Annotated in this window: 15 protein-coding genes, 1 tRNA gene and 1 pseudogene; 9 read left to right on the top strand and 8 right to left on the bottom strand. The window is 63.8% G+C overall.

Going from position 1 to position 18,021, the window contains the following annotated elements:
- Positions 1-2 precede the first annotated feature (2 nt).
- Complete coding sequence (locus tag YY7_RS0133490) at positions 3-710, top strand: CoA transferase subunit A (protein WP_028167022.1); 708 nt, start codon at positions 3-5, stop codon at positions 708-710.
- 18 nt (positions 711-728) lie between these two features.
- Positions 729-1,379, top strand: a complete 651-nt coding sequence (locus YY7_RS0133495) for a CoA transferase subunit B (RefSeq protein WP_028167023.1) — start codon at positions 729-731, stop codon at positions 1,377-1,379.
- Between the two features lie 1,132 nt (positions 1,380-2,511).
- Here the strand turns inward: YY7_RS0133495 and YY7_RS0133500 are convergent.
- Together YY7_RS0133500 and YY7_RS0133505 are read right to left on the bottom strand one after the other, a co-directional pair.
- On the bottom strand, positions 2,512-4,158 hold the full coding sequence (locus tag YY7_RS0133500) for an ABC transporter permease (RefSeq protein WP_028167024.1): 1,647 nt from the start codon (positions 4,156-4,158) through the stop codon (positions 2,512-2,514).
- A 106-nt stretch (positions 4,159-4,264) separates the two neighbouring features.
- Positions 4,265-5,293 (bottom strand): Fe(3+) ABC transporter substrate-binding protein, encoded by a 1,029-nt coding sequence (locus tag YY7_RS0133505; protein ID WP_028167025.1) that lies wholly within the window; start codon positions 5,291-5,293, stop codon positions 4,265-4,267.
- Positions 5,294-5,553: 260 nt separating this feature from the next.
- Between YY7_RS0133505 and YY7_RS0133510 the strand changes: the two genes are divergently transcribed.
- From YY7_RS0133510 to YY7_RS0133520, 3 genes are all read left to right on the top strand, one after another.
- Entirely contained in the window at positions 5,554-6,573 is a 1,020-nt protein-coding gene (locus YY7_RS0133510; RefSeq protein ID WP_028167026.1) for a GlxA family transcriptional regulator, read from the top strand.
- A 102-nt stretch (positions 6,574-6,675) separates the two neighbouring features.
- On the top strand, positions 6,676-7,203 hold the full coding sequence (locus YY7_RS0133515) for a tautomerase family protein (protein ID WP_028167027.1): 528 nt from the start codon (positions 6,676-6,678) through the stop codon (positions 7,201-7,203).
- A gap of 116 nt (positions 7,204-7,319) precedes the next feature.
- The gene (locus YY7_RS0133520) at positions 7,320-7,805 is read left to right on the top strand and encodes a cyclic nucleotide-binding domain-containing protein (RefSeq protein WP_028167028.1); all 486 of its coding nucleotides are present in this window, start codon (positions 7,320-7,322) and stop codon (positions 7,803-7,805) included.
- Here YY7_RS0133520 and YY7_RS0133525 read toward each other — a convergent pair.
- Together YY7_RS0133525 and YY7_RS0133530 are read right to left on the bottom strand one after the other, a co-directional pair.
- Positions 7,744-8,568, bottom strand: coding sequence for a metallophosphoesterase family protein (locus tag YY7_RS0133525; protein ID WP_028167029.1), 825 nt, complete (start codon positions 8,566-8,568; stop codon positions 7,744-7,746). The genes YY7_RS0133520 and YY7_RS0133525 overlap by 62 nt on opposite strands.
- A 242-nt stretch (positions 8,569-8,810) precedes the next feature.
- Complete coding sequence (locus tag YY7_RS0133530) at positions 8,811-12,170, bottom strand: PAS domain-containing protein (RefSeq protein WP_028167030.1); 3,360 nt, start codon at positions 12,168-12,170, stop codon at positions 8,811-8,813.
- A gap of 335 nt (positions 12,171-12,505) precedes the next feature.
- On the opposite strand from YY7_RS0133530, the gene YY7_RS0133535 reads away from it, so the two are divergent.
- The 3 genes from YY7_RS0133535 (at position 12,506) to YY7_RS0133545 (ending at position 13,902) form a co-directional block, all read left to right on the top strand.
- Complete coding sequence (locus tag YY7_RS0133535; RefSeq protein WP_028167031.1) at positions 12,506-12,889, top strand: phasin family protein; 384 nt, start codon at positions 12,506-12,508, stop codon at positions 12,887-12,889.
- A gap of 256 nt (positions 12,890-13,145) precedes the next feature.
- Positions 13,146-13,580 (top strand): phasin, encoded by a 435-nt coding sequence (locus tag YY7_RS0133540; RefSeq protein ID WP_028167032.1) that lies wholly within the window; start codon positions 13,146-13,148, stop codon positions 13,578-13,580.
- Between the two features lie 245 nt (positions 13,581-13,825).
- Positions 13,826-13,902: transfer RNA gene (locus YY7_RS0133545), tRNA-His, on the top strand.
- Positions 13,903-14,617: 715 nt separating this feature from the next.
- On the opposite strand, the pseudogene YY7_RS65240 reads toward YY7_RS0133545, so the two are convergent.
- Both YY7_RS65240 and YY7_RS0133550 read right to left on the bottom strand, forming a co-directional pair.
- Positions 14,618-14,728: pseudogene (locus tag YY7_RS65240) on the bottom strand (DNA ligase); the annotation flags it as partial.
- Between the two features lie 159 nt (positions 14,729-14,887).
- Entirely contained in the window at positions 14,888-15,073 is a 186-nt protein-coding gene (locus YY7_RS0133550; RefSeq protein ID WP_028167033.1) for a hypothetical protein, read from the bottom strand.
- Between the two features lie 448 nt (positions 15,074-15,521).
- On the opposite strand from YY7_RS0133550, the gene YY7_RS0133555 reads away from it, so the two are divergent.
- On the top strand, positions 15,522-15,737 hold the full coding sequence (locus tag YY7_RS0133555) for a hypothetical protein (protein WP_028167034.1): 216 nt from the start codon (positions 15,522-15,524) through the stop codon (positions 15,735-15,737).
- Between the two features lie 73 nt (positions 15,738-15,810).
- On the opposite strand, the gene ligD is transcribed toward YY7_RS0133555, so the two are convergent.
- Both ligD and YY7_RS65245 read right to left on the bottom strand, forming a co-directional pair.
- On the bottom strand, positions 15,811-16,731 hold the full coding sequence (gene ligD / locus YY7_RS0133560) for a non-homologous end-joining DNA ligase (RefSeq protein ID WP_028167035.1): 921 nt from the start codon (positions 16,729-16,731) through the stop codon (positions 15,811-15,813).
- Positions 16,732-17,440: 709 nt separating this feature from the next.
- On the bottom strand, positions 17,441-17,653 hold the full coding sequence (locus YY7_RS65245) for a DUF6894 family protein (protein ID WP_028167037.1): 213 nt from the start codon (positions 17,651-17,653) through the stop codon (positions 17,441-17,443).
- Positions 17,654-18,021: the final 368 nt, after the last annotated feature.

Consider the following 18,021-nt stretch of genomic DNA (forward strand, 5'->3'; position numbering starts at 1 on the left):
TCATGAACAAGGTCTATCCCGACGCCAAATCGGCACTCGACGGCATCCTTAAGGACGGCATGATGATCATGTCGGGCGGCTTCGGCCTCTGCGGCATCGCCGAAACCCTCTCCGATGCGATCCGGGACTCCGGGGTCAAGAACCTGACGGTGGTCTCCAACAATGCTGGCGTCGACGGTATCGGGCTGAGCCGGCTGCTGGAGACACGCCAGATCAAGAAGATGATTTCCTCCTATGTCGGCGAGAACAAGCTGTTCGCGCAGCAATATCTCGCCGGCGAGCTCGAGCTCGAATTCAATCCGCAGGGCACGCTGGCCGAGCGCATCCGCGCCGGCGGCGCCGGAATCCCGGCCTTTTACACCAAGACCGGTGTCGGCACGCTGATTGCCGAGGGCAAGGAAGTGAAGGAATTCGACGGCGAGAAGTACATCATGGAGCGCGGCCTGTTCGCCGATCTCGCCATCATCCACGCCTGGAAGGGCGACACCGCCGGGAACCTGGTCTATCGCAAGACCGCGCGCAACTTTAACCCGATGATGGCGACAGCCGCGAAGATCACCGTGGCCGAGGTCGAGCATCTGGTTCCGGCCGGCGAGATCGATCCCGATCACATCCACACCCCAGGCATTTTTGTGAAGCGCATCGTCGAGGTCGGCACCGGCAAGAAGCGGATCGAGTTCCGCAACACCCGCCCGCGCCCCGCAGCCTAAATTTAGCAGGAGAGTCCCATGGCCTGGACCCGTGAACAGATGGCGGCGCGCGCCGCGAAAGAGCTGCGCGACGGCTATTACGTCAATCTCGGCATCGGTATCCCGACGCTGGTTTCGAACTACATCCCCGAAGGCATCGACGTCAGCCTGCAGAGCGAGAACGGCATGCTCGGCATGGGCCCGTTCCCCTACGAGGGCGAGGAGGATGCCGACCTCATCAACGCCGGCAAGCAGACGGTGAGCGAATTGCCGTCGACCAGCTATTTCTCCAGCGCCGATTCCTTCGGCATGGTGCGCGGCGGTCATATCGACCTTTCGATCCTCGGCGCGATGCAGGTGGCCCAGAACGGCGATCTCGCCAACTGGATGATCCCCGGCAAGATGGTGAAGGGCATGGGCGGCGCCATGGACCTCGTCGCCGGCGTCAAGCGCGTCGTGGTGGTGATGGAGCATTCCGCCAAGGACGGCCCGAAGCTGCTCAAGCAATGCTCGCTGCCGCTGACCGGCGAACGCGTGGTCGACATGGTCGTCACTGATCTGGCCGTCTTCACCATCGACAAGCACGGCAAGGACGGCATGGCGCTGGTCGAACTCGCTGACGGCGTCACGCTTGACGAGGTCAAGTCCAAGACCGAAGCCGAGTTTCGGGTGGCGCTGAAGAACACGTGATGATGGTTCTTCCCTTCTCCCCTTGTGGGAGAAGGTGGCGCGCATGAAATGCGCGACGGATGAGGGGTTGTCCCCGCGGGCGACGGTGCTCGTGGAGAGAGACCCCTCACCCAAATGAGTTTCATTGCCGACGCCGGAGTAGCCCTCTCCCACAAGGGGAGAGGGCGCATCAACGGGCGCCGGGAAAGCGTTGTGTCGTACACTCTCTCCACTATCGTCATTGCTGATTCAAATTCCAAACAGCACTTCCGTAGGATGGGTAGAGCGAAGCGAAACCCATCGCGATGGAGCAAACGGCGCTATTATGGGTTTCGCTTCGCTCTACCCATCCTACGTGTGATTCAAACGGTGGATGTGAGTCCGCCTTCTCGCGGCGCGTTGCGTCCGAGCTTTGCGTCTCGTGTCACCCTCTCGTCAATCAGAGGGCGCAGGGAAAGCCGGGTGCCGGTTGCACCCATGGGTCCCGTGCAACAAAAAGCACGGGGGTAGGACCACAGGTTCAACCGAAGCATTCCGGCTTTCCCTGCGCGATGGTTTACGGCTTACTTCGTGCTCTCCTCGGTGACCGGGCTTTCTTGCCACCGTCACCCGCGGCAGCTCTTGCTGCTCGCGAGCTTAGCGCCAGCGTCGGGGCGCCAGGACCACACGACTTCGCCGTCCGTGATACGCGTGCTCGTCAGTCACACCCATCACGTCCACCGCATCTCACCGCAACGTTCGTGACGATCGCGAGCCGCCCCTCATCTGGGTGAGACGCGCGGAGTTAAATCACTGATTTGCCCGACGACGGAAGCGGAATGTTTTTTGCGTGAGGGGTGGACGGGGCAAATCACGTTGATTGGCTTAAGGAAAATCGTGCGAACGATATGACGCCGTCATGCCCGGGCTTGCCCGTCTTCGCTATCGCTTCGCCGGACTGACATTAGAGTGCCCGGCGAAGCCTCGGCGTAGCCGGGTCAAGCCCGGCCATGACGGAGGAGAGGATTGCGCAATGTCTCCCCCAGTCATTCCGGGGCATCGCGCAGCGATGAGCCCGGAATCCATCTCTCCGCGAGCGCAAGTGGATGGATGGATTCCGGGCTCGCGCTACGCGCGCCGCGGAATGATGGCGAGAGCGGAGTGCGCCTCGCGACTACGCCGGGCCGTTGGGCACGTCGGAGAAGCGTGTCAACCACGCCACCGGCCCGATGCTGGCGGCGATGATGAGCAGCGCGGCGAGTGCGCCTTCCTCGAAACTGCCGCGGCTGGCGAATTGGTAGATCGAGGTCGACAGCGTCTCGACATTTAGCGGGCGCAGCAGAAGCGTTGCGGGCAACTCCTTCAGGCAATCGACGAACACGATAATGGCGGCGCCGAACAGGGCGGGCTTCAACAGCGGCAGGTGGATCCGATGCAGAATCGTGGCCTGACCGGCGCCGACGGCGCGCGCGCTCTCGTCATAGTCGCGTGGGATCTGCTCGAAGCCGGCTTTGATCAGGCCGGTCGGCACCGCCAGGAAGCGGATCGTGTAGGCCATCACCACGGCTGCCCCCGAGCCCATCAGGATCAATCCCGGCAGGGATCGTCCCGTCCACGCGGCGAGCGCGTTCAGGGCGTTGTCGACGGCCAGCACCGGCGCGAGCAGGCCAAGCGCGATCACGAGGCCGGGCAGCGCGTAGCCGGCCTGCGAGATGTTCATCGCGACATGCTCCAGCGGACTTGGCCGCCAGCGATGGGCGATGATGGTGGAGAACCCGAGCAGCAGCGCCAGCAGTGTGGCCAGGGTTGCAAACGCGACCGAGTGGAACGCGTGGCGCCACAGCGACGCATCGAAATTGGCGAGCAGCCCGCGCCTGACGGTTTGATGCACGAGATAGAGCAGCGGCACGACGAAGCCGATCAGCACCGGCAGCAGGCATGTTGCGAATACCGACCACGCTCGAGCGCCCACCAGCGGTGTTCGCGGCGTGAGCCGCGGGCTTTCGGCGGCGAGTTCGGCATTGGTATTGCGGCGGCCGTAGCGCTCCATGAGGACGAGCCCGGCGACGATGGCGAGCATCAGGCAGGCGAGCTGCGAAGCACCGGCGAGGCTGCCGCGGTTGAGCCAGGTCGTGAAGATCGAAACCGTCAGCGTGCGGATGCCGAGATATTCGCTGGCGCCGATATCGTTCAATGTCTCCAGCGACACCAGCGCCACGCCGACCGCAAGCGCCGGCCGCGCCATCGGCAGCGAGACGCGCCAGAACACGGTCCATTTGCCGGCGCCGAGCGTCTTCGCGACCTCCGCGAATTCTGCCGTCTGAAACTGGAACATCGCCCGCGCCGACAGATAGACGTAGGGGTAGAGCACCAGTCCGATCACGACAATCGCGCCGGGCAGGGATCGCAGATTGGGCAGCCAGCCCACGGCGTCACGGAGCGGCAGCCAGATCGCGAGCGTGCGATGGACAAGGCCGAGCGGCTCGAACAAATCGGCATAGACATAGGCCGCGAGATAGGTCGGGACCGCCAGCGGCAGCGGCATCAGCCACAGCAGTATGCCGCGGCCGCGGAAGTCATAGCGCGAGATCAGCCACGCCGTGCCGGCACCGAGCAGTAGCGTCAGCGCACCGACACCGGCGAGCAGAAGCGCGGTGTCGATCATCGCCGCCGGCAGCACGTAGTTGATCAGGTCGTGCCACACTTCCGGCGCCGGCTGCATGGAAAGCGACACGATCGAGATGACGGGAGCGGCGACAAGCGCAGCCGTCGCAACCGCGATCGCCGCAGCGACCCGGCCGGCGTAGACGCGTCGCGTCACGCGGGTGCGGGCTTTCTCCACGCGAGCAGTAACAATCTTGGCAGTGCCCCCACCCTGGCCTTCCCCCGCAGGCGGGGGTGGTAGCGAAGAAGAGGGCCGCCAGAGGTCAGTTGTCAAAGCCGACCTTGTCCACCAGCGTTGCCGCCGCCTTGCGGCTCGCGGCGATCTTCGAGATCGGCAGGCTGTCGGCTTTCAGCGTGCCGTAGCCCGCGATGGTGGGATTGACCGCAACGCCGGCACGAACCGGATATTCGTAGTTCTGGTCGGCATACAACTGCTGTGCCTGCTCGCCGGCGAGCCATTCGATCAGCTTCACGGCGTTGGCCTTGTTGGGCGCATGCTTGGCGAGCAGCACGCCGGAAAGATTGACATGGGTGCCGCCGCCCTCGAAGGTCGGCAGGACGACGCGGGTCGCCTCCGCCCACGGCTTCTTGTCGGGATCGTTGTTCATCATCAGCGCCCAGTAATAGGTGTTGCCGATGCCGATGTCGCATTTGCCCGCGGCGACGTCGCGCGCGGCTTCGCGATCGCCGCCCGACGGCTTTTGCGCCAGATTGGCCTTGACGCCACGCAGCCATTCCTCGGCCTTGGCCTCGCCGTGCTTGGCCACGTAGGCCGCGAACAGCGCATTGTTGTAGATGTGCTGGCCGGAGCGGATGCAGATCTTGCCTTTCCACTTGGGGTCGGCGAGCTCCTCATAGGTGATCTTGTCCTGCTTGACGCGGTCCCTGGAGGCATAGATCACGCGAGCGCGCATGGAGATGCCGGCCCAATGCCCGTCCGGATCGCGATATTGCGCCGGGACGATCTTCTCAACCACCTCCGACTTGATCGGCTGGGTCACGCCGGCCTGTACCGCTTCGTCGATGCGGCCGATATCAACCGTCAAGAGCACATCGGCCGGGCTGTTGGCGCCCTCCGCTTTGATGCGCTGCTCCAGCCCCGAACTCGCCGAGACGACATTGACCTTGATGCCGGTGTCCTTGGTGAAGGCATCGAACAGTGGCTGGATCAGCTTGGTCTCGCGATAGGTGTAAACGTTGACTTCGCCATTGTCGGCTGATGCGGTCGAGACGGCGGGCAAGGTCAGGCACAGCGCCGCCGCTGACGCGGCGAGGACGCGAAAATTGATCATGAGGCTGCTCCGGCAGGATGTCACGCGGTACCGGAGTGCCTAGCGCAGGCGACGCCAAGATGTCCGCGACCCGATGTCGCGAACGGCCTGATTTAGAGTGATTCCAGCGTAACGACTTAGAGCGATTCCAAATTTGGATTCCACGACTCTGCGGAGTGTCGTCGGGGCCGGGCATTTTCCTCCAGGCCTCGTTGTTCGCCTTGTTCGTCAGAACGCGGGATGGCAGTATCGCCCCCTCGTGAGCAAAATCGGACAGGACCATGCCGCTCGTCCGGATCTGGGTCTATGACGGCATCCTCGCCTCCGGCGTGGCGGGGGCGATCGACGTCTTCACAGCGGCCAATGCGGTATGGGCAGAACGGCCTCACCATCGCGGGGCAAGAGCGCCGCTGCTGCAATGGCGGGTCGAGTCGCTGGACGGCAAGCCGGTCGAGACCGCTTCGGGCCAGGTCATCGACGTCGACGGGCCGATCAGCGCACGTGCCGCCGCGGATGCGGTGGTCGTGCCGGGACCCTTCGTTGTCAACATCGAGCGCTTCTTCGAAAGAATCGACATTGTCGAACCGCTGCTCACTGCGCTGCGCCGCCAGCACGCGCGCGGCGCGCTGCTCGCCTCCTACTGTACGGGCAGTTTCATTCTCGCCGAGGCCGGCCTGCTCGACGGTGGCGTTGCCACGACGCATTGGGCGAAGGCGAAGGCATTCGCCAAACGTTACCCCGAAGTGGACCTCCGGGTCTCGGAAATCCTGACCGAGCAGAACCGCATCGTCTGCTCCGCCGCGGTGACGACGTCGCTCAACCTGGCGCTTCGCCTGGTTGAGAAATTTGCTGGCCTCGAAGTGGCGGCGGAAACCGGCAAGTTGATGCTGATCGACTCAAACCGCGTCTCGCAGACCTCCTACGCCAGCACGCCGAGCGCGCCGCAGCATTCGGACGCGCTGGTGGCACGGGCGCAGCGCTGGATGGAAAAGTCACTGCAACATGGCTTCAGCCTCGCCGAACTCGCGCAGCATCTTGCGGTCAGCGAGCGCACGCTCAATCGCCGCTTCAAGCTCGCGACCGGGGAGGCGCCGCTCCATTACCTGCAGGCGCTGCGCGTCGACGTGGCAAAAAGGCTGCTCGAAACCAAAGGCTTGAGCGTCGATGCGGTCAGCGCCCGTGTCGGCTACAACGATCTCTCCACCTTCCGTCGCCTGTTCAAGCGCGAAACCGGGCTTTCGCCTCGCGAATATCAACGCCGTTTCGCGCGCCGTAACGCCCGCGCTGCGCCGGCTGCGTAGCCGCGCCTGTCCGAATTTCCTCGAAAGATGGCGATACTGCCACTCTCGGCAGAACCGCTCAGCATCTAGACCTCGGCTTGCGAACGAGCACAGGAGGTCTTTATGCCGATGATCGATGTCACCATTCCGGAGGGCGCGCTGAAACCGGAAGCCGAAGCGCGGCTGATCAAGGAACTCGGCGATCTCCTGATCGGGCACGAGGGATTCGACCCCACCAATGAGATCGCCCAAAGCGTGACGGTCGTGTACCTGCATCGGCCGGCCGCCGTCTATGTCGCGGGCCAACACTCGGCCTCGCCGCGATACCGTATCGTCCCGACGGTGCCCGAAGGGCAGTACACGGAAGCTTCGCGCAGGGCCTTGGTGAAGGACGTCACCGACGCCGTGGTGCGTGCGGACGGCGGCACGTTCGAGGACGTCGCGCCGCGCGTCTGGGTATTTCCGACCGAGGTGCCGGACGGCCAATGGGGCAGCCGCGGCGCGATCCGTCCGTTGCCGGACATCCAGGCCTTCATCGCCGGCGAGCATGAGCGAAAGGTCGGCGAGGAGCGATTGGCACGGCGGCGCCGCGTGAAGGCGCTCGAACTCTTGGCCGGCGCGCTCGATGCCGCGCGCAAGGGGATCGATTGATGTGTCGTCCTGCAGCGTCCCCCGAAGTGCCGACAATTTGGGCAGCGCGCCCAGCTAATGCGTTTCCCCTCGGGGACGTCTGCGCCTAGTCTTCCTTGCCGGGAGGTGGAGTTCGGATGCGGGCGATCCTGGATCATTGCGGCGGGGCAGTTCGGCGGCAGGTGCCGTCCGGCGCGCTCATCATCCATGAGGGCGGCAAGACCGGGCATCTGTTCGTGCTCATCGAAGGGCGGCTGGAGGTGATCAAGGGCGATGCCGTGGTCGCGGTGCTCGCTGAGCCCGGCGCCGTGCTTGGTGAGATGAGTGTGCTGCTCGATCAGCCGCACACCGCAACGGTGCGCGCAGCATCCGACTCGCTGGTCTATGAATTCGATGATGCGGCGGCCTTCCTGCGCGAGCAGCCGGAAGTGGCGCTGCTGCTGGCCCGGCTGCTCGCACAACGGCTCAACGTCGCCACCACCTATCTCGCCGATCTCATGCACCAATATGCCGACCATGGCACGCATCTGGCGATGGTCGGCGAGATCCTGCAGAGCATGATCAACCTGCCGCCGATGCAGGTCGCGCCAGGATCGGATCGGCAATCAGACCCAAGGATGTGAGCCAGGGCGGCGGGTTCTCGATCCGGGCGGCCGGCTGCAGCGATGCGTTGAGATCGATGGTCTGCTCCTCGCCCGGCGCCAGCCAGAACGCGCTGCCTTGGTCGATATCAAGTACGATACAAGTCGGCGGACGGCCGGGCATGCGGCCGGTATTGAACACCCAGGTCGCGCCTAACCGATCGAACCACGAGCCATCAGGAATGAACGGCGACTGGTGCACATGGCCTGATATCACCATGGACGGCTGATGGCGCTCGATCCATTGCACCAGCTCGACATCGCCGAAGAAGCGCTTGCCGCCCCAGCTCGTCGGCGAGTTTGCGGGCGGCGCGTGATGCACCCAGATCCAATTCGCGGGCCGGTTGACGGCGGCGTTACGAAGCTGCGCGTCGAGCCGCTCCTTCACCTTTGGGCCGTCCCACCACGGGCACACCGTGAACAGCGTATCGCCGATCGTCAGATTGTCGCCGTCGCCGGCGATCCCGAGCTCCCTGACGTCAGAGACCCAGCGCGCGATCTTCTCGCCGTCGGGATTGCGTTCGTCGAGATCGTGATTGCCGGAGCAGAGGATGACGCGGGTGCGGGATGCGAGCAGCGAAAGATATTTCTTCACCACGACGATCTGGGCGCGGAAATCGACGATCGATGAGATGTCGAGCGCATCGCCGGCAAAGATCACCAGGTCGAATTGCGGCGCCGCCGCGAGCAGCCAGTCGAACTGTGGCAATGAATAATGCAGATCGGCAACGACCAGGCAGCGCATGGGACCTCGATCAGGATCCGATGGAGTGAAATCAAATTGCTCAGGAATTGGGCGCGTAAGGCGCCGATGCATTCACGTTGGGAAAATCGAGCAATAATTGTGCCGTGTCGCATCCCGCGAGCGCGACACATCCCCGCAGCGCCGTGGCCCGGGTGCAGCGCAGCGTAACCCAGGGCCGCTCGCGAACGCGGATGCACCTGTCCCGGGTTGCGCTGGGCTTCACCCGGGCTACGGAATCGTGCTCACGCCCGCGCGGTGGCGTGGGGGAACGCCACTTCGATCAGGGTGCCGGAGCGGCCGCCGGTCTTGATGTGGAATCTGGCGCGGTTGGCTTCGACCAATGCCTTCGTCAGCGACAGGCTGACGGCGGAGCCTTCGGTGGTCTGGTCCGAGGGCGCCGGCGTGCGGAACGGTTCGAGGGCTGCGGCGACCTCGTTGTCGTTGAGGCTCTGTCCGGTGTCGCGGACGCGCAGCATCACCTCGCCGAAGTCGGACAACGCGGTCGAGACGATGACCTGGCCGCCGGCATTGGCGAGATGGATCGAGTTGCCAATCAGATTGAGCGTGATCTGGCGCAGCGCGCGCGCATCCGCCAGCACCGGCGGCAGCATATGCGCAAGCGAGGTGCGGATGATGATGCGCTCGCGGTTGGCCTGCGGCTGCATCACCGCGACGCAGCTTTCGACCATTTCATTGAGGTTCTGGTCGGTGAGGGCGAGGTCGAGCTTGCCGGTCTCGATCCGCGAAAGGTCGAGCAGATCGTTGATGATCGCCAGCACGTGCTCGCCGGAGGCGCGGATGTCCTTCATGTATTCGAGATAGCGCTCGTTGCCGAGTGTGCCGAAACGCTCGCCGATCATCACTTCGGCAAAGCCGATGATGGCGTTCAACGGCGTGCGCACTTCGTGGCTGATCCGCGCCAGCATGTCGGCCTTCGCGATCGCCGCGCGCTCGGCGAGGCGCTTGGCCTCGCGCAGCTCGCTCTCGCTCTTCTTGGCCTGCGACAGATCGCGGAACACCGCAAAGAAGTTCGGCCCGTCGGCGCGGGTGCGCCCCATGGTGATCGACAGCGGCACGAGGCCGCCCTGACGCACGCGCCCGAGCCCCTCGCGGCCGTGGTCGAGCAGGCTCGCGACACCTTCGCCCTTGATGCTCTCGAGATAGTCGAGCATGACGCGCTGGCTTTCGGGCGCAAAGAGATCGGCGAGGTTGCGCTGCACGAGCTCGTCGCCGTCATAGCCGAACAGCGCCTCGGCGCTGCGGTTGCAGGAATTGATGTTGCCCCCGGCATCGAACATCACGACACCCTCGGCCGCGGTGTCGAGGATGGCGCCGAGCTCCTCGGCATCGGCCAGTCCTGTCCCCGGCGGTACGTCAGGCGGAAGCGGCTCCGCCGCCATCGCCGCCGCAATGGCCGCGCCCTCATCGCGCCGCTCGGCGAAGATCAAGGCGAGCGCGGAATCGCCGTCCCAGGAGATCGTGTGAAGGTGCGCCTCGGCGCTCGGATGGCCGGCATCGCCATGCGGCGGGGCTGCTGCGATCCGCACCGGCGTGCCAGAGTCGGAGGTGCTGCTGGTGGCCGAGACGCCGGGCTCGACATAGAGCGCATCCAGTCCGCCGGCATCCTCAAGCGCGCGCACGCTCTCATATCCCATCCGCTCAAGGAAGGCGGGGTTGGCATAGAGCAGGCGGTCGAGCCGGTAGATCAGGACACCGGTCGGCATGAGGTCGAGCAGCGCGCGGTCGCGCCTGGCTTCGCCGCGCGGTGCCGGCTCGGGCTCGCTCAGCCATTCCGGCGTAGCAGTTGCGGGCTGCTCCGCGCTCGGTGGCTCGAAAGCGGGTTCGTGCGCTTCCGCAGGCGGTGGCGGCGCTTCGGCGATCGGCTCTTCGGTGGCCGATGGCGTCGGCGCTGCGGCGAGCTGGCTTTCGAGCCGTGCCGATAATTGCCGCGCCAGTTCGTTGAAGGCGTTGTTCTCGACCGGCGTCAGCGACGGCGGCTTCGGTTCGCCGGGCGGACGGAATGGCAGCACGTTGCCTGGCGCCTCGACCGGCGTTTCCGTTGAGATGTCCTTGGGCGTATCCAAAATCGTTTCCAAATCGCTCTGTTGTGAAATCTCGGACGCGTTCGGCTCGGGCAGTTCGGCACTGGTTGCAGTTGCCGCAGTCGGCTCTGTCGGCGGCGCCGCGCCGGATGAGGCCTCGGGGCGCGGCGCCTCTCGCACCTCGTCTCGTTCAGGCTCGGCCGGAATTGTGTCGCCGGACAGGGGCTGGGCCGGCGGTCCACTGAAAAATTCGTAGCGGCGCAGCGCCTCCAGCCGCGCCAGACCGTCGAAATCGCGGCAGACGCCAAAGCCGCGATAGCCGGCGAAATTGCGCGCGCGGTCGAAGATCGGCAGGCCCGACAATTCGATCCTGAGCCGGCCGCCGCCATCGACCGGCCAGTTCAGCGTGATGCCGCTCCAGGTATCCTGGGTGGCAAAGGCCTTCATTATCAGGCCTTCGGGATCGAGGCCGAACCTGTCGGCGATGTCGCTCCACAGCCGGCCGAAGCCCGCGGCGGCCTGCACGCCGATCAGGCGGGTGAACTCGTCCGAGCCGAGCGAGAAGCGGCCTTCGCGGTCCATCTGCCACATGAAGCGCAGCGGAGTGCGGCGCGTATTCGGCAGCGGCTCGTCATGCCATGACGGCGTCTTTTCGGACGCGCCGGCCGGCGTGCGTCCATCCGGCGTCGTGTAGGACAAGGGCGTTGCGACCGGCGCCGACGGCTCGTCGGCGACCGGCGCGATGAAGGGCGAGGGCTCGGCTTCCTCGGGGTCCGTATCCAGCGCGTCGAACAGTGCGAATTCGGCGGGTGCTTCCCCTGACAAAGCGGGCTGCTCGTAGAATGGCTGCCTGGCCGCCGGGCCGGTCGCGGTTTCCGGCGGAGAAGGAGCGACCTCGGTCTCTGTGACCGCGGGCATCAGCAGCGCGATGAGGCCGACATCCGCGCCGCTGCCGACGCGCTGCAGCACCATGTGGCCGATGCGGAAGGAGGTTTCGACCCGGCCCTGCCGGAGCGCGTCTTCGCGCGCGGCATCAAGGCCGGCCTCGGTGAGATTGCGGAAGCCGAGCAGCGCCCGGGCGGCGTCGCTGGCGCCGACGAACATGCCGTCGCGCGTGAACGCGGCGATCGGTATCTTGACGTCCCGGACCAGGCGGGAGAGCCGCTCGAGCAGAGGCATCGTGCGATCGGTCGCGCCGCTCGCGGCGGCGATCAAGACGGCATGCCGGCCATCGGCGAATTCGAGCCGCGAGCAGGCGCAGGTTGCGAGCATGCCAAGCGGTGCGCCGAAGCCGCGCAGCCGCTCCAGCCGCACCGCGCCATTCTGCGGCAGGCGGCCGGCGAGCTGTGCGACTTGCCGCCGATGCTGGTCGGCCGGCCCGAACACCTTCCCCAAAAGTGCCGCGCCGTTCCCGGCGCCGAACGATTGCGCGCCGACCGGATTGGCCCACAACACCCGCTTGCCGTCGATCGACCACAGCCAGGTGGGCAGGGGGCTCGTTGCATGCACGGCCAGCCTGGGATCGCCGAGGCCCTGCAACTGGAATTCCGCACTATTCATCGCGACAACTTGACCGCACGGTTTCGCTTCTCGCTCGCCGATGGCTGAAAGAAATCGGCGGCCAAACGACGACAGCCTTAACAGACCGTTAGTATCGCAAGTGCGACGCGGCAGGTCCACGGCCTCGCCAAACGACCGACGATCCTAGCCGCGATAACGTTAACTCGCCCGAACGATCAAGCCTGCTTTGGCGTTGTACCTTGTAAACCTGCGTCAAAAGTTCACGACCGCAAAAAAGCTTCGTCATTCGGGCGAGGTCTTTTGGCGGTAGGCTGGTGCGACCCGAGCGGGGAGGAAAGGGCCAAAAAGGCCTGGCAGAGAACAAGGAGTGGACCATGAGCAACGATGCGCCGGACCGTTTCGAGCTTCCGAAGGACGTGCGATCGATGGCCGAGGCGAGCTTCGAGCAGGCGCGCAAGACCTTCGAGAAGTTTCTGGCCGACGCACAGGAGACCGCAGGCTCGCTGGAGGAGCGCAGCGCCACGGTTCGCGCCGGCGCCAAGGACATTTCGAGCAAGGCGCTCGCTTACGCCGAAAACAACGTCAAGGCGTCGCTGGACTATGCGGAATCCCTCGTGAAGGCCAAGGACGTCAGCGAAGTGATGCGGCTGCACGGCGAATATGTGCAGGCCCAGATGCGCGAGCTGGCGCAGCAGGCGAGCGAAATGGGCCAGATCGTCAGCCGCGCCGCGATGGACGCGATCAAGCCGAAATCGTGAGGTTTAGCGCGGCATTAGCCGCCGGTCGGAAACCTTCGGAACCCGTGGGCCGACAAATTCGGCGTCGCATCGATTTAACGTTGCGTTGCACAAAATTGACATGATAAAGAGGTTTACTTGTCCTGCCCAGGGACAGGGCATTCCGTGGAATAGGAACTAGGCAGCGTGATCCGATTCGACCGTTCTCGGTCCTCGCGGGCCGGCGGCGTTCGCAATGGGGTCACCGGACTTTACCCCGTTGTGAAGGATGCATGCGATGACCAGTTCGACTGATCCGTTTTCCGCTTCTATCATCCCGTTCGAAGTTCCCGAGCAGATGCGCGCGTTCGCCGAAAAGGGCGTTTCGCAGGCGCGCGACAACTACGCCAAGTTCAAGGACGCCGCCGAGGCCCATAACGGCACCATCGAGGCGGTGTTCACCAGCGCCAGCAAGGGCGCGAGCGAATATACCGCCAAGGTGATGGAGTTCGTGAAGGCCAACACCACCTCGGCGCTCGATTTCGCCCAGGAACTGCTCGGCGCCAAGACGCCCTCCGAGGCTCTGGAGCTGTGGACCACCCAGACCCGCAAGAGCCTCGAGGCCTTCAGCGCCCAGGCCAAGGAACTGACCGAACTCGGCCAGAAGGTCGCCAACCAGACCGCCGAGCCGATCAAGGCCAGCGCCTCGAAATATTACAAGCCGGCCGCCTGACTGAGGCAAAATCACAGAAAGGCCCGGGCGACCGAGCCCGGGCCTTTTGTTTTGGACGTGCGTAGGTCCGTAGCCCGGATGAAGCGAAGCGCAATCCGACGCTGTTCCCGGATTGCGCTTCGCTTCATCCGGGCCACGGATATTCGGAAACGGGAAACCGCCCTGTTCGGCCTTGCCAAAGCGGGGCGTTGCACCTAGTTTCCGGCCCATTCGCGAGGCCCCTTTGCGCGGCCTCGCCCGAGGATGCAGTTGTAGCTCAGTTGGTTAGAGCGCCTGTCTGTGGAACAGGAGGTCGGTGGTTCGAGCCCACCCAACTGTACCACTACAGTTGAATTGTTATCCGCCCCAGGTAAGAGCGAGTCGTCTAGACTCAATAAAACCGGGCTTTTTGAATCCGGGGTGAGTCGGATTCCGCAATAGCAACGAGTCGAATAGCGTTTTCGCCGGCGAGCTGTGGATCGGCGCGGCTTTCGACCCCCAAGCGGCGCCCAACATTGACCCGCCTGATATGCAGTAAGCGCCTGGACCCATTTCGAATTGGAGCTATGGGCCGGGGTCAACGTTGAACGCCGAAAGGGGGCAATATTCGGAGCCGCGACACAGCCACAGGTGCAGGCGTGCACGCCAAGCCAGGGCTGGTCTGGATGGTTTCGCAAACCCAGCGGCAATTGTCGCAGCGGGCGCACCATTTCATCACAGCGTCCTCTTGCCGGTGTCGCGAATCTTCGTCCGCCACCGGCACGCCATATCGATCCGCCGAACTGGCAGGGCGTAGCTCGCTCAACTCATATCTGAATGCGACGCCTTCCGGATCATTTTCCTTGAGCCAAGCCTGCGCTTCGTCCTCCGTATCAAAAATCTTGAATACGCAGCCTTCCTCGTAAATCCGCGGTTTTCATGAGAAAGAATCCTTCACCCGTTCAAAGCTCGGATGCGTCCGGTTCTTCACCTTGATCCAGTGGTCACAACGGGGGGCGCGGTAGGGCCGTTCCTTGTGTGCTTGTGGGACCGCTCGCTCTGGGCCATCTGCAGCTATCTCATTGCAGGTCCTCGCGCAGGCCCTTGAAGACCGGATGTCGCACCGTGCCCTGGCCGACTTGGCGCGGTACTCGATCTCGGCGAGCAGGCTTCGGAACGACCCAGAGTCCCTATTTGCAAGGCCGCCAGATTAGGAACAAAGGCTCCGCGCGCGAATTGTATGGTGTGCCCACACGCTCACCAACCGGGTGTGCACAGCCCCCCCTCGCAGCTCGGCCTTACCCCCGGCCGGGCTGCGCGTTAATGCCCGCAACGGCTGGCGGTAGGATTCAATCGCTCGGATCTATCGACGAGGCCGCGATGGCTTGTTCTACATCCCTGACCAACGCTCGGTGGTGTTCGGCAAGCTTTGCAAAGAGTGCTTTCTTCGTCGCGTTTGTCGCGAGCTTGCTGATTAGATCGCACTCCTCGGCTTCATTCCGAAGCTTTTCCAGGTGCGCCTGCATATCCTTCATGGTTCTTTCCGGGTTCCAGGAAGACCCAGGAATAGGGCAGGCAGGTATCCCAAAGCAATAACCTGCGGAAGCTTATGCCGGGGGCCAATGCCATGCACTGGGCTCGACGCTTCCCGACATCGTGAATCGAGGCGCAGCGGACCGGCCCAATTTTCCCTGACGTCTTAACTCACTTGAATGTAGCTCTAGAGTGTCCGCGATTAGCGTTTGTACATGGAAGGCAAACGTAAGCGCAATCGGGCCAAACAGACTACTTCACTCCAGGAACGACTGATCGGCTCTGCCGAAGAGGGTCGCGCTCGCGCAAGACACCTATCGCCTGGTGCCGAGCGGGACAAGCTGCTTCGAAAAGCGCGGCAAGCCGCGCGCGGCGGAGCTGGATGAGGTTCTTAGCTTGGGCCCATCGAAATGGCGTGCAGATAGACTTCACGAGGCTCGGGCGTGGCGCATGGGCGAGTTTGACAGCCGGCTTCAAGCAGCCATCGCCCTTGTCCTGGACGAGGTTTGTGCGGGGTTTTCCAATGGCGGCGACCACGACAGCCGGAAATATATCGCCGAGCAACTCATCCAGGCCGCGCGCGGGGGGCAAACGACGCTTGGTGCGCTGACATACGTCGGGCGTCGGGCTCTCGTGCATCTCAACAACAAGCCCAAATCAGCCTGATCCGCTCGCCGCAATGGGACAAACTGCGCGGGGGTCTCGCAGACCAGCGGCAGTTATCGCAGCGCGCACCATCTCATTGCAGGTCCTCCCGCAATCCTTTGAACACCGGGTGCCGCACCTTGCCTTCCGCCGATTTGGCGCGGTACTCGATTTCGGCCAGCAGCATCGGCTCAACCCAGATGCCCTTGTGCGCGATCCGCTTGGTGTAGGGCTGTGTCTTCCGGATCAGCGGCTTCAGGCACTTCTGCAAGTCGGCCGCGGATGCCTTGTCGAAGCGGTGGTCGACTTTGCCCGCATAGATCAGCTCGCCGCCCTTGCGCCGGCCGAGATAGATGCCGTCCCATTTTCCTTCGTCCAGGGCGAAGCCGGCGATCGTCAGCGTCTCCCGCTGCGCGCACGGCTTCTTCACCCAGTTGCGGCCGCGGCCCGAAACGTAGGGGCTGTCGGCGATCTTCGACGCGACGCCTTCATAGCCGGTCTTGCAGGCGTGTTCGAACATCGCGCGGCCGTCGACTTCGAAGCTCTCGCTGAACTGGACATCGTTGCCGGCGATCAGGTTTTTCAGGGCAGCCTTGCGCGTGGAAAGCGACAGCTTCCGCAAGTTGTGGCCATCGAGATAGAGCAGGTCGAAGGCGACCAGGATGATCTTTTTCGAACGACCGAGCTCGTTCTGCAGCACCGAGAAATCCGTGGTGCCGTCCGCGGCCGGCGCGACCACCTCGCCGTCGACGATCGCGCTGCCGGCCGAGATGTGCGAGGCGTCGTCGGCGATCTTGCGAAACCGCCTGGTCCAGTCGTTGCCGCGGCGGGTGAACACCTTGATCGTCTCATTGGCGAGGTGGACCTGGACGCGGTAGCCGTCGAACTTGATCTCACGGATCCATCTGGCGCCGGTCGGCACACGCTCGATCTCGGTGGCCAGCGCCGGCTCGACAAAGCCCGAGTAAGGGCCTTGGTGCCCGAGGGCCGCCGGCTTCTTACGCTGAAACGCCACTCGCATGACTCCACGCGAGGAACCGATTCAAAGTGCCGCAACTTGATTCATTCCGGTCCGGAGTTCCACGTGTTTCGGCGCTGTCCGACGACGGAACTTGTGGAAACCTTTTTTGGCAGTTCCGGGTTTTACCTCTTGGCAGGACCTACCGGAGGGAGATGCCATGCAGGAGTATCGCATTTTTCGTTCTAGGTCGGGACGGACGCATTATGGACCGACACGAATTCCTGGCTCCTGATGATAACGCGGCGCAAGAGCGCGCCAAGCAGATGGTGGATGGCCACGGCATTGAGCTATGGGAGCGAGCGCGAAAGATAGCGGAACTGAGGAGGAAGGAGGGCGGAGGGGGATGACGATGGGAGCTTGCCCCAACTTGTCTTTGCGGCGGTGCTGCATCCACGCACCACGATCATCAACGCGCACCGATGTGCCTACCGCTGCGGTGGCTGCGCGCAGAGAAAATCCCGTATCCCGCGGTCGTGCAGGCAAACCTAACGTCCACGGCTGTGGGCGGTTACTCTCGATGCTCGGTCCAGCTTCGCTCCCCGCACTGGCATTAGTGGATGCGTATGGTCAGCCCTCGCGTCGAGTCTAGTATCTGATGTGTAAGCTCTGGTTGAGCCCTGCATCTACAACAGCTTTCGTCATGGTTCCTGGATGCATGGAAGCTGGGAGATCTGGGGCGTGTCGCCCATATCCGCCGCTCTGTTCATCCTTCTTCGCTCGTGATGCTGATCCGGTACAACAAGCGGTCGGGCGCCATGACATCGAGGCTCCAACTCTCCCCCGGCTGGAGCGATGTTTCAATGTCCCGGGTCAGCAACAGAGCTTCCTTCCAGGCAGCGCGATCGTCTCGAAGCTCCGTTCCGACTTCGTCCCGAAATGGGAACTTTCCGATGATGTGAAAGAAGTAACGGGGCATTGACTGCAAACCACGACTTTCCGTCCGCAAACGCGACCTTCCGCAGACCGTTCCTAAACGGCTGGGCTAGGAACGTTAAACCGGATGGGTGAATTGAAGTTGATGCGGGGCCAATCGGCGCCGGGAGCGAGCGCGACCAGTGTACCGGTCATGGTTGAGCACGGAGATATTTGCCGCACGCGAGCCGAGCACTGCCGGCAACAAGCCGCGAAGACGGTCTCTTCGATAGACAAGCAGCAACTGCTTCGGCTTTCCGAAGAATGGCTGAGGCTCGCACAGCGACCCTCATTCGCGGACGAGTTGGCTGCCGACGGCAGTGAGGCGATCGGCCCCGCTCTCAGGCATCCAACGGTTCACTGAGCGCCCGC

Origin of the sequence: Bradyrhizobium elkanii WSM2783 (assembly GCF_000472865.1) — a bacterium.
Classification (GTDB): Bacteria; Pseudomonadota; Alphaproteobacteria; order Rhizobiales; family Xanthobacteraceae; genus Bradyrhizobium; species Bradyrhizobium elkanii_A.

Bases quoted from the DNA above. Each gene is read 5' to 3' on its own strand.
- YY7_RS0133490 (WP_028167022.1), top strand. From the start codon at position 3: ATGAACAAGGTCTATCCCGACGCCAAATCGGCACTCGACGGCATCCTT.
- YY7_RS0133495 (WP_028167023.1), top strand. From the start codon at position 729: ATGGCCTGGACCCGTGAACAGATGGCGGCGCGCGCCGCGAAAGAGCTG.
- YY7_RS0133505 (WP_028167025.1), bottom strand. From the start codon at position 5,293: ATGATCAATTTTCGCGTCCTCGCCGCGTCAGCGGCGGCGCTGTGCCTG.
- YY7_RS0133510 (WP_028167026.1), top strand. From the start codon at position 5,554: ATGCCGCTCGTCCGGATCTGGGTCTATGACGGCATCCTCGCCTCCGGC.
- YY7_RS0133515 (WP_028167027.1), top strand. From the start codon at position 6,676: ATGCCGATGATCGATGTCACCATTCCGGAGGGCGCGCTGAAACCGGAA.
- YY7_RS0133520 (WP_028167028.1), top strand. From the start codon at position 7,320: ATGCGGGCGATCCTGGATCATTGCGGCGGGGCAGTTCGGCGGCAGGTG.
- YY7_RS0133525 (WP_028167029.1), bottom strand. From the start codon at position 8,568: ATGCGCTGCCTGGTCGTTGCCGATCTGCATTATTCATTGCCACAGTTC.
- YY7_RS0133530 (WP_028167030.1), bottom strand. From the start codon at position 12,170: ATGAATAGTGCGGAATTCCAGTTGCAGGGCCTCGGCGATCCCAGGCTG.
- YY7_RS0133535 (WP_028167031.1), top strand. From the start codon at position 12,506: ATGAGCAACGATGCGCCGGACCGTTTCGAGCTTCCGAAGGACGTGCGA.
- YY7_RS0133540 (WP_028167032.1), top strand. From the start codon at position 13,146: ATGACCAGTTCGACTGATCCGTTTTCCGCTTCTATCATCCCGTTCGAA.
- YY7_RS0133550 (WP_028167033.1), bottom strand. From the start codon at position 15,073: ATGAAGGATATGCAGGCGCACCTGGAAAAGCTTCGGAATGAAGCCGAG.
- YY7_RS0133555 (WP_028167034.1), top strand. From the start codon at position 15,522: ATGGGCGAGTTTGACAGCCGGCTTCAAGCAGCCATCGCCCTTGTCCTG.
- YY7_RS65245 (WP_028167037.1), bottom strand. From the start codon at position 17,653: ATGCCCCGTTACTTCTTTCACATCATCGGAAAGTTCCCATTTCGGGAC.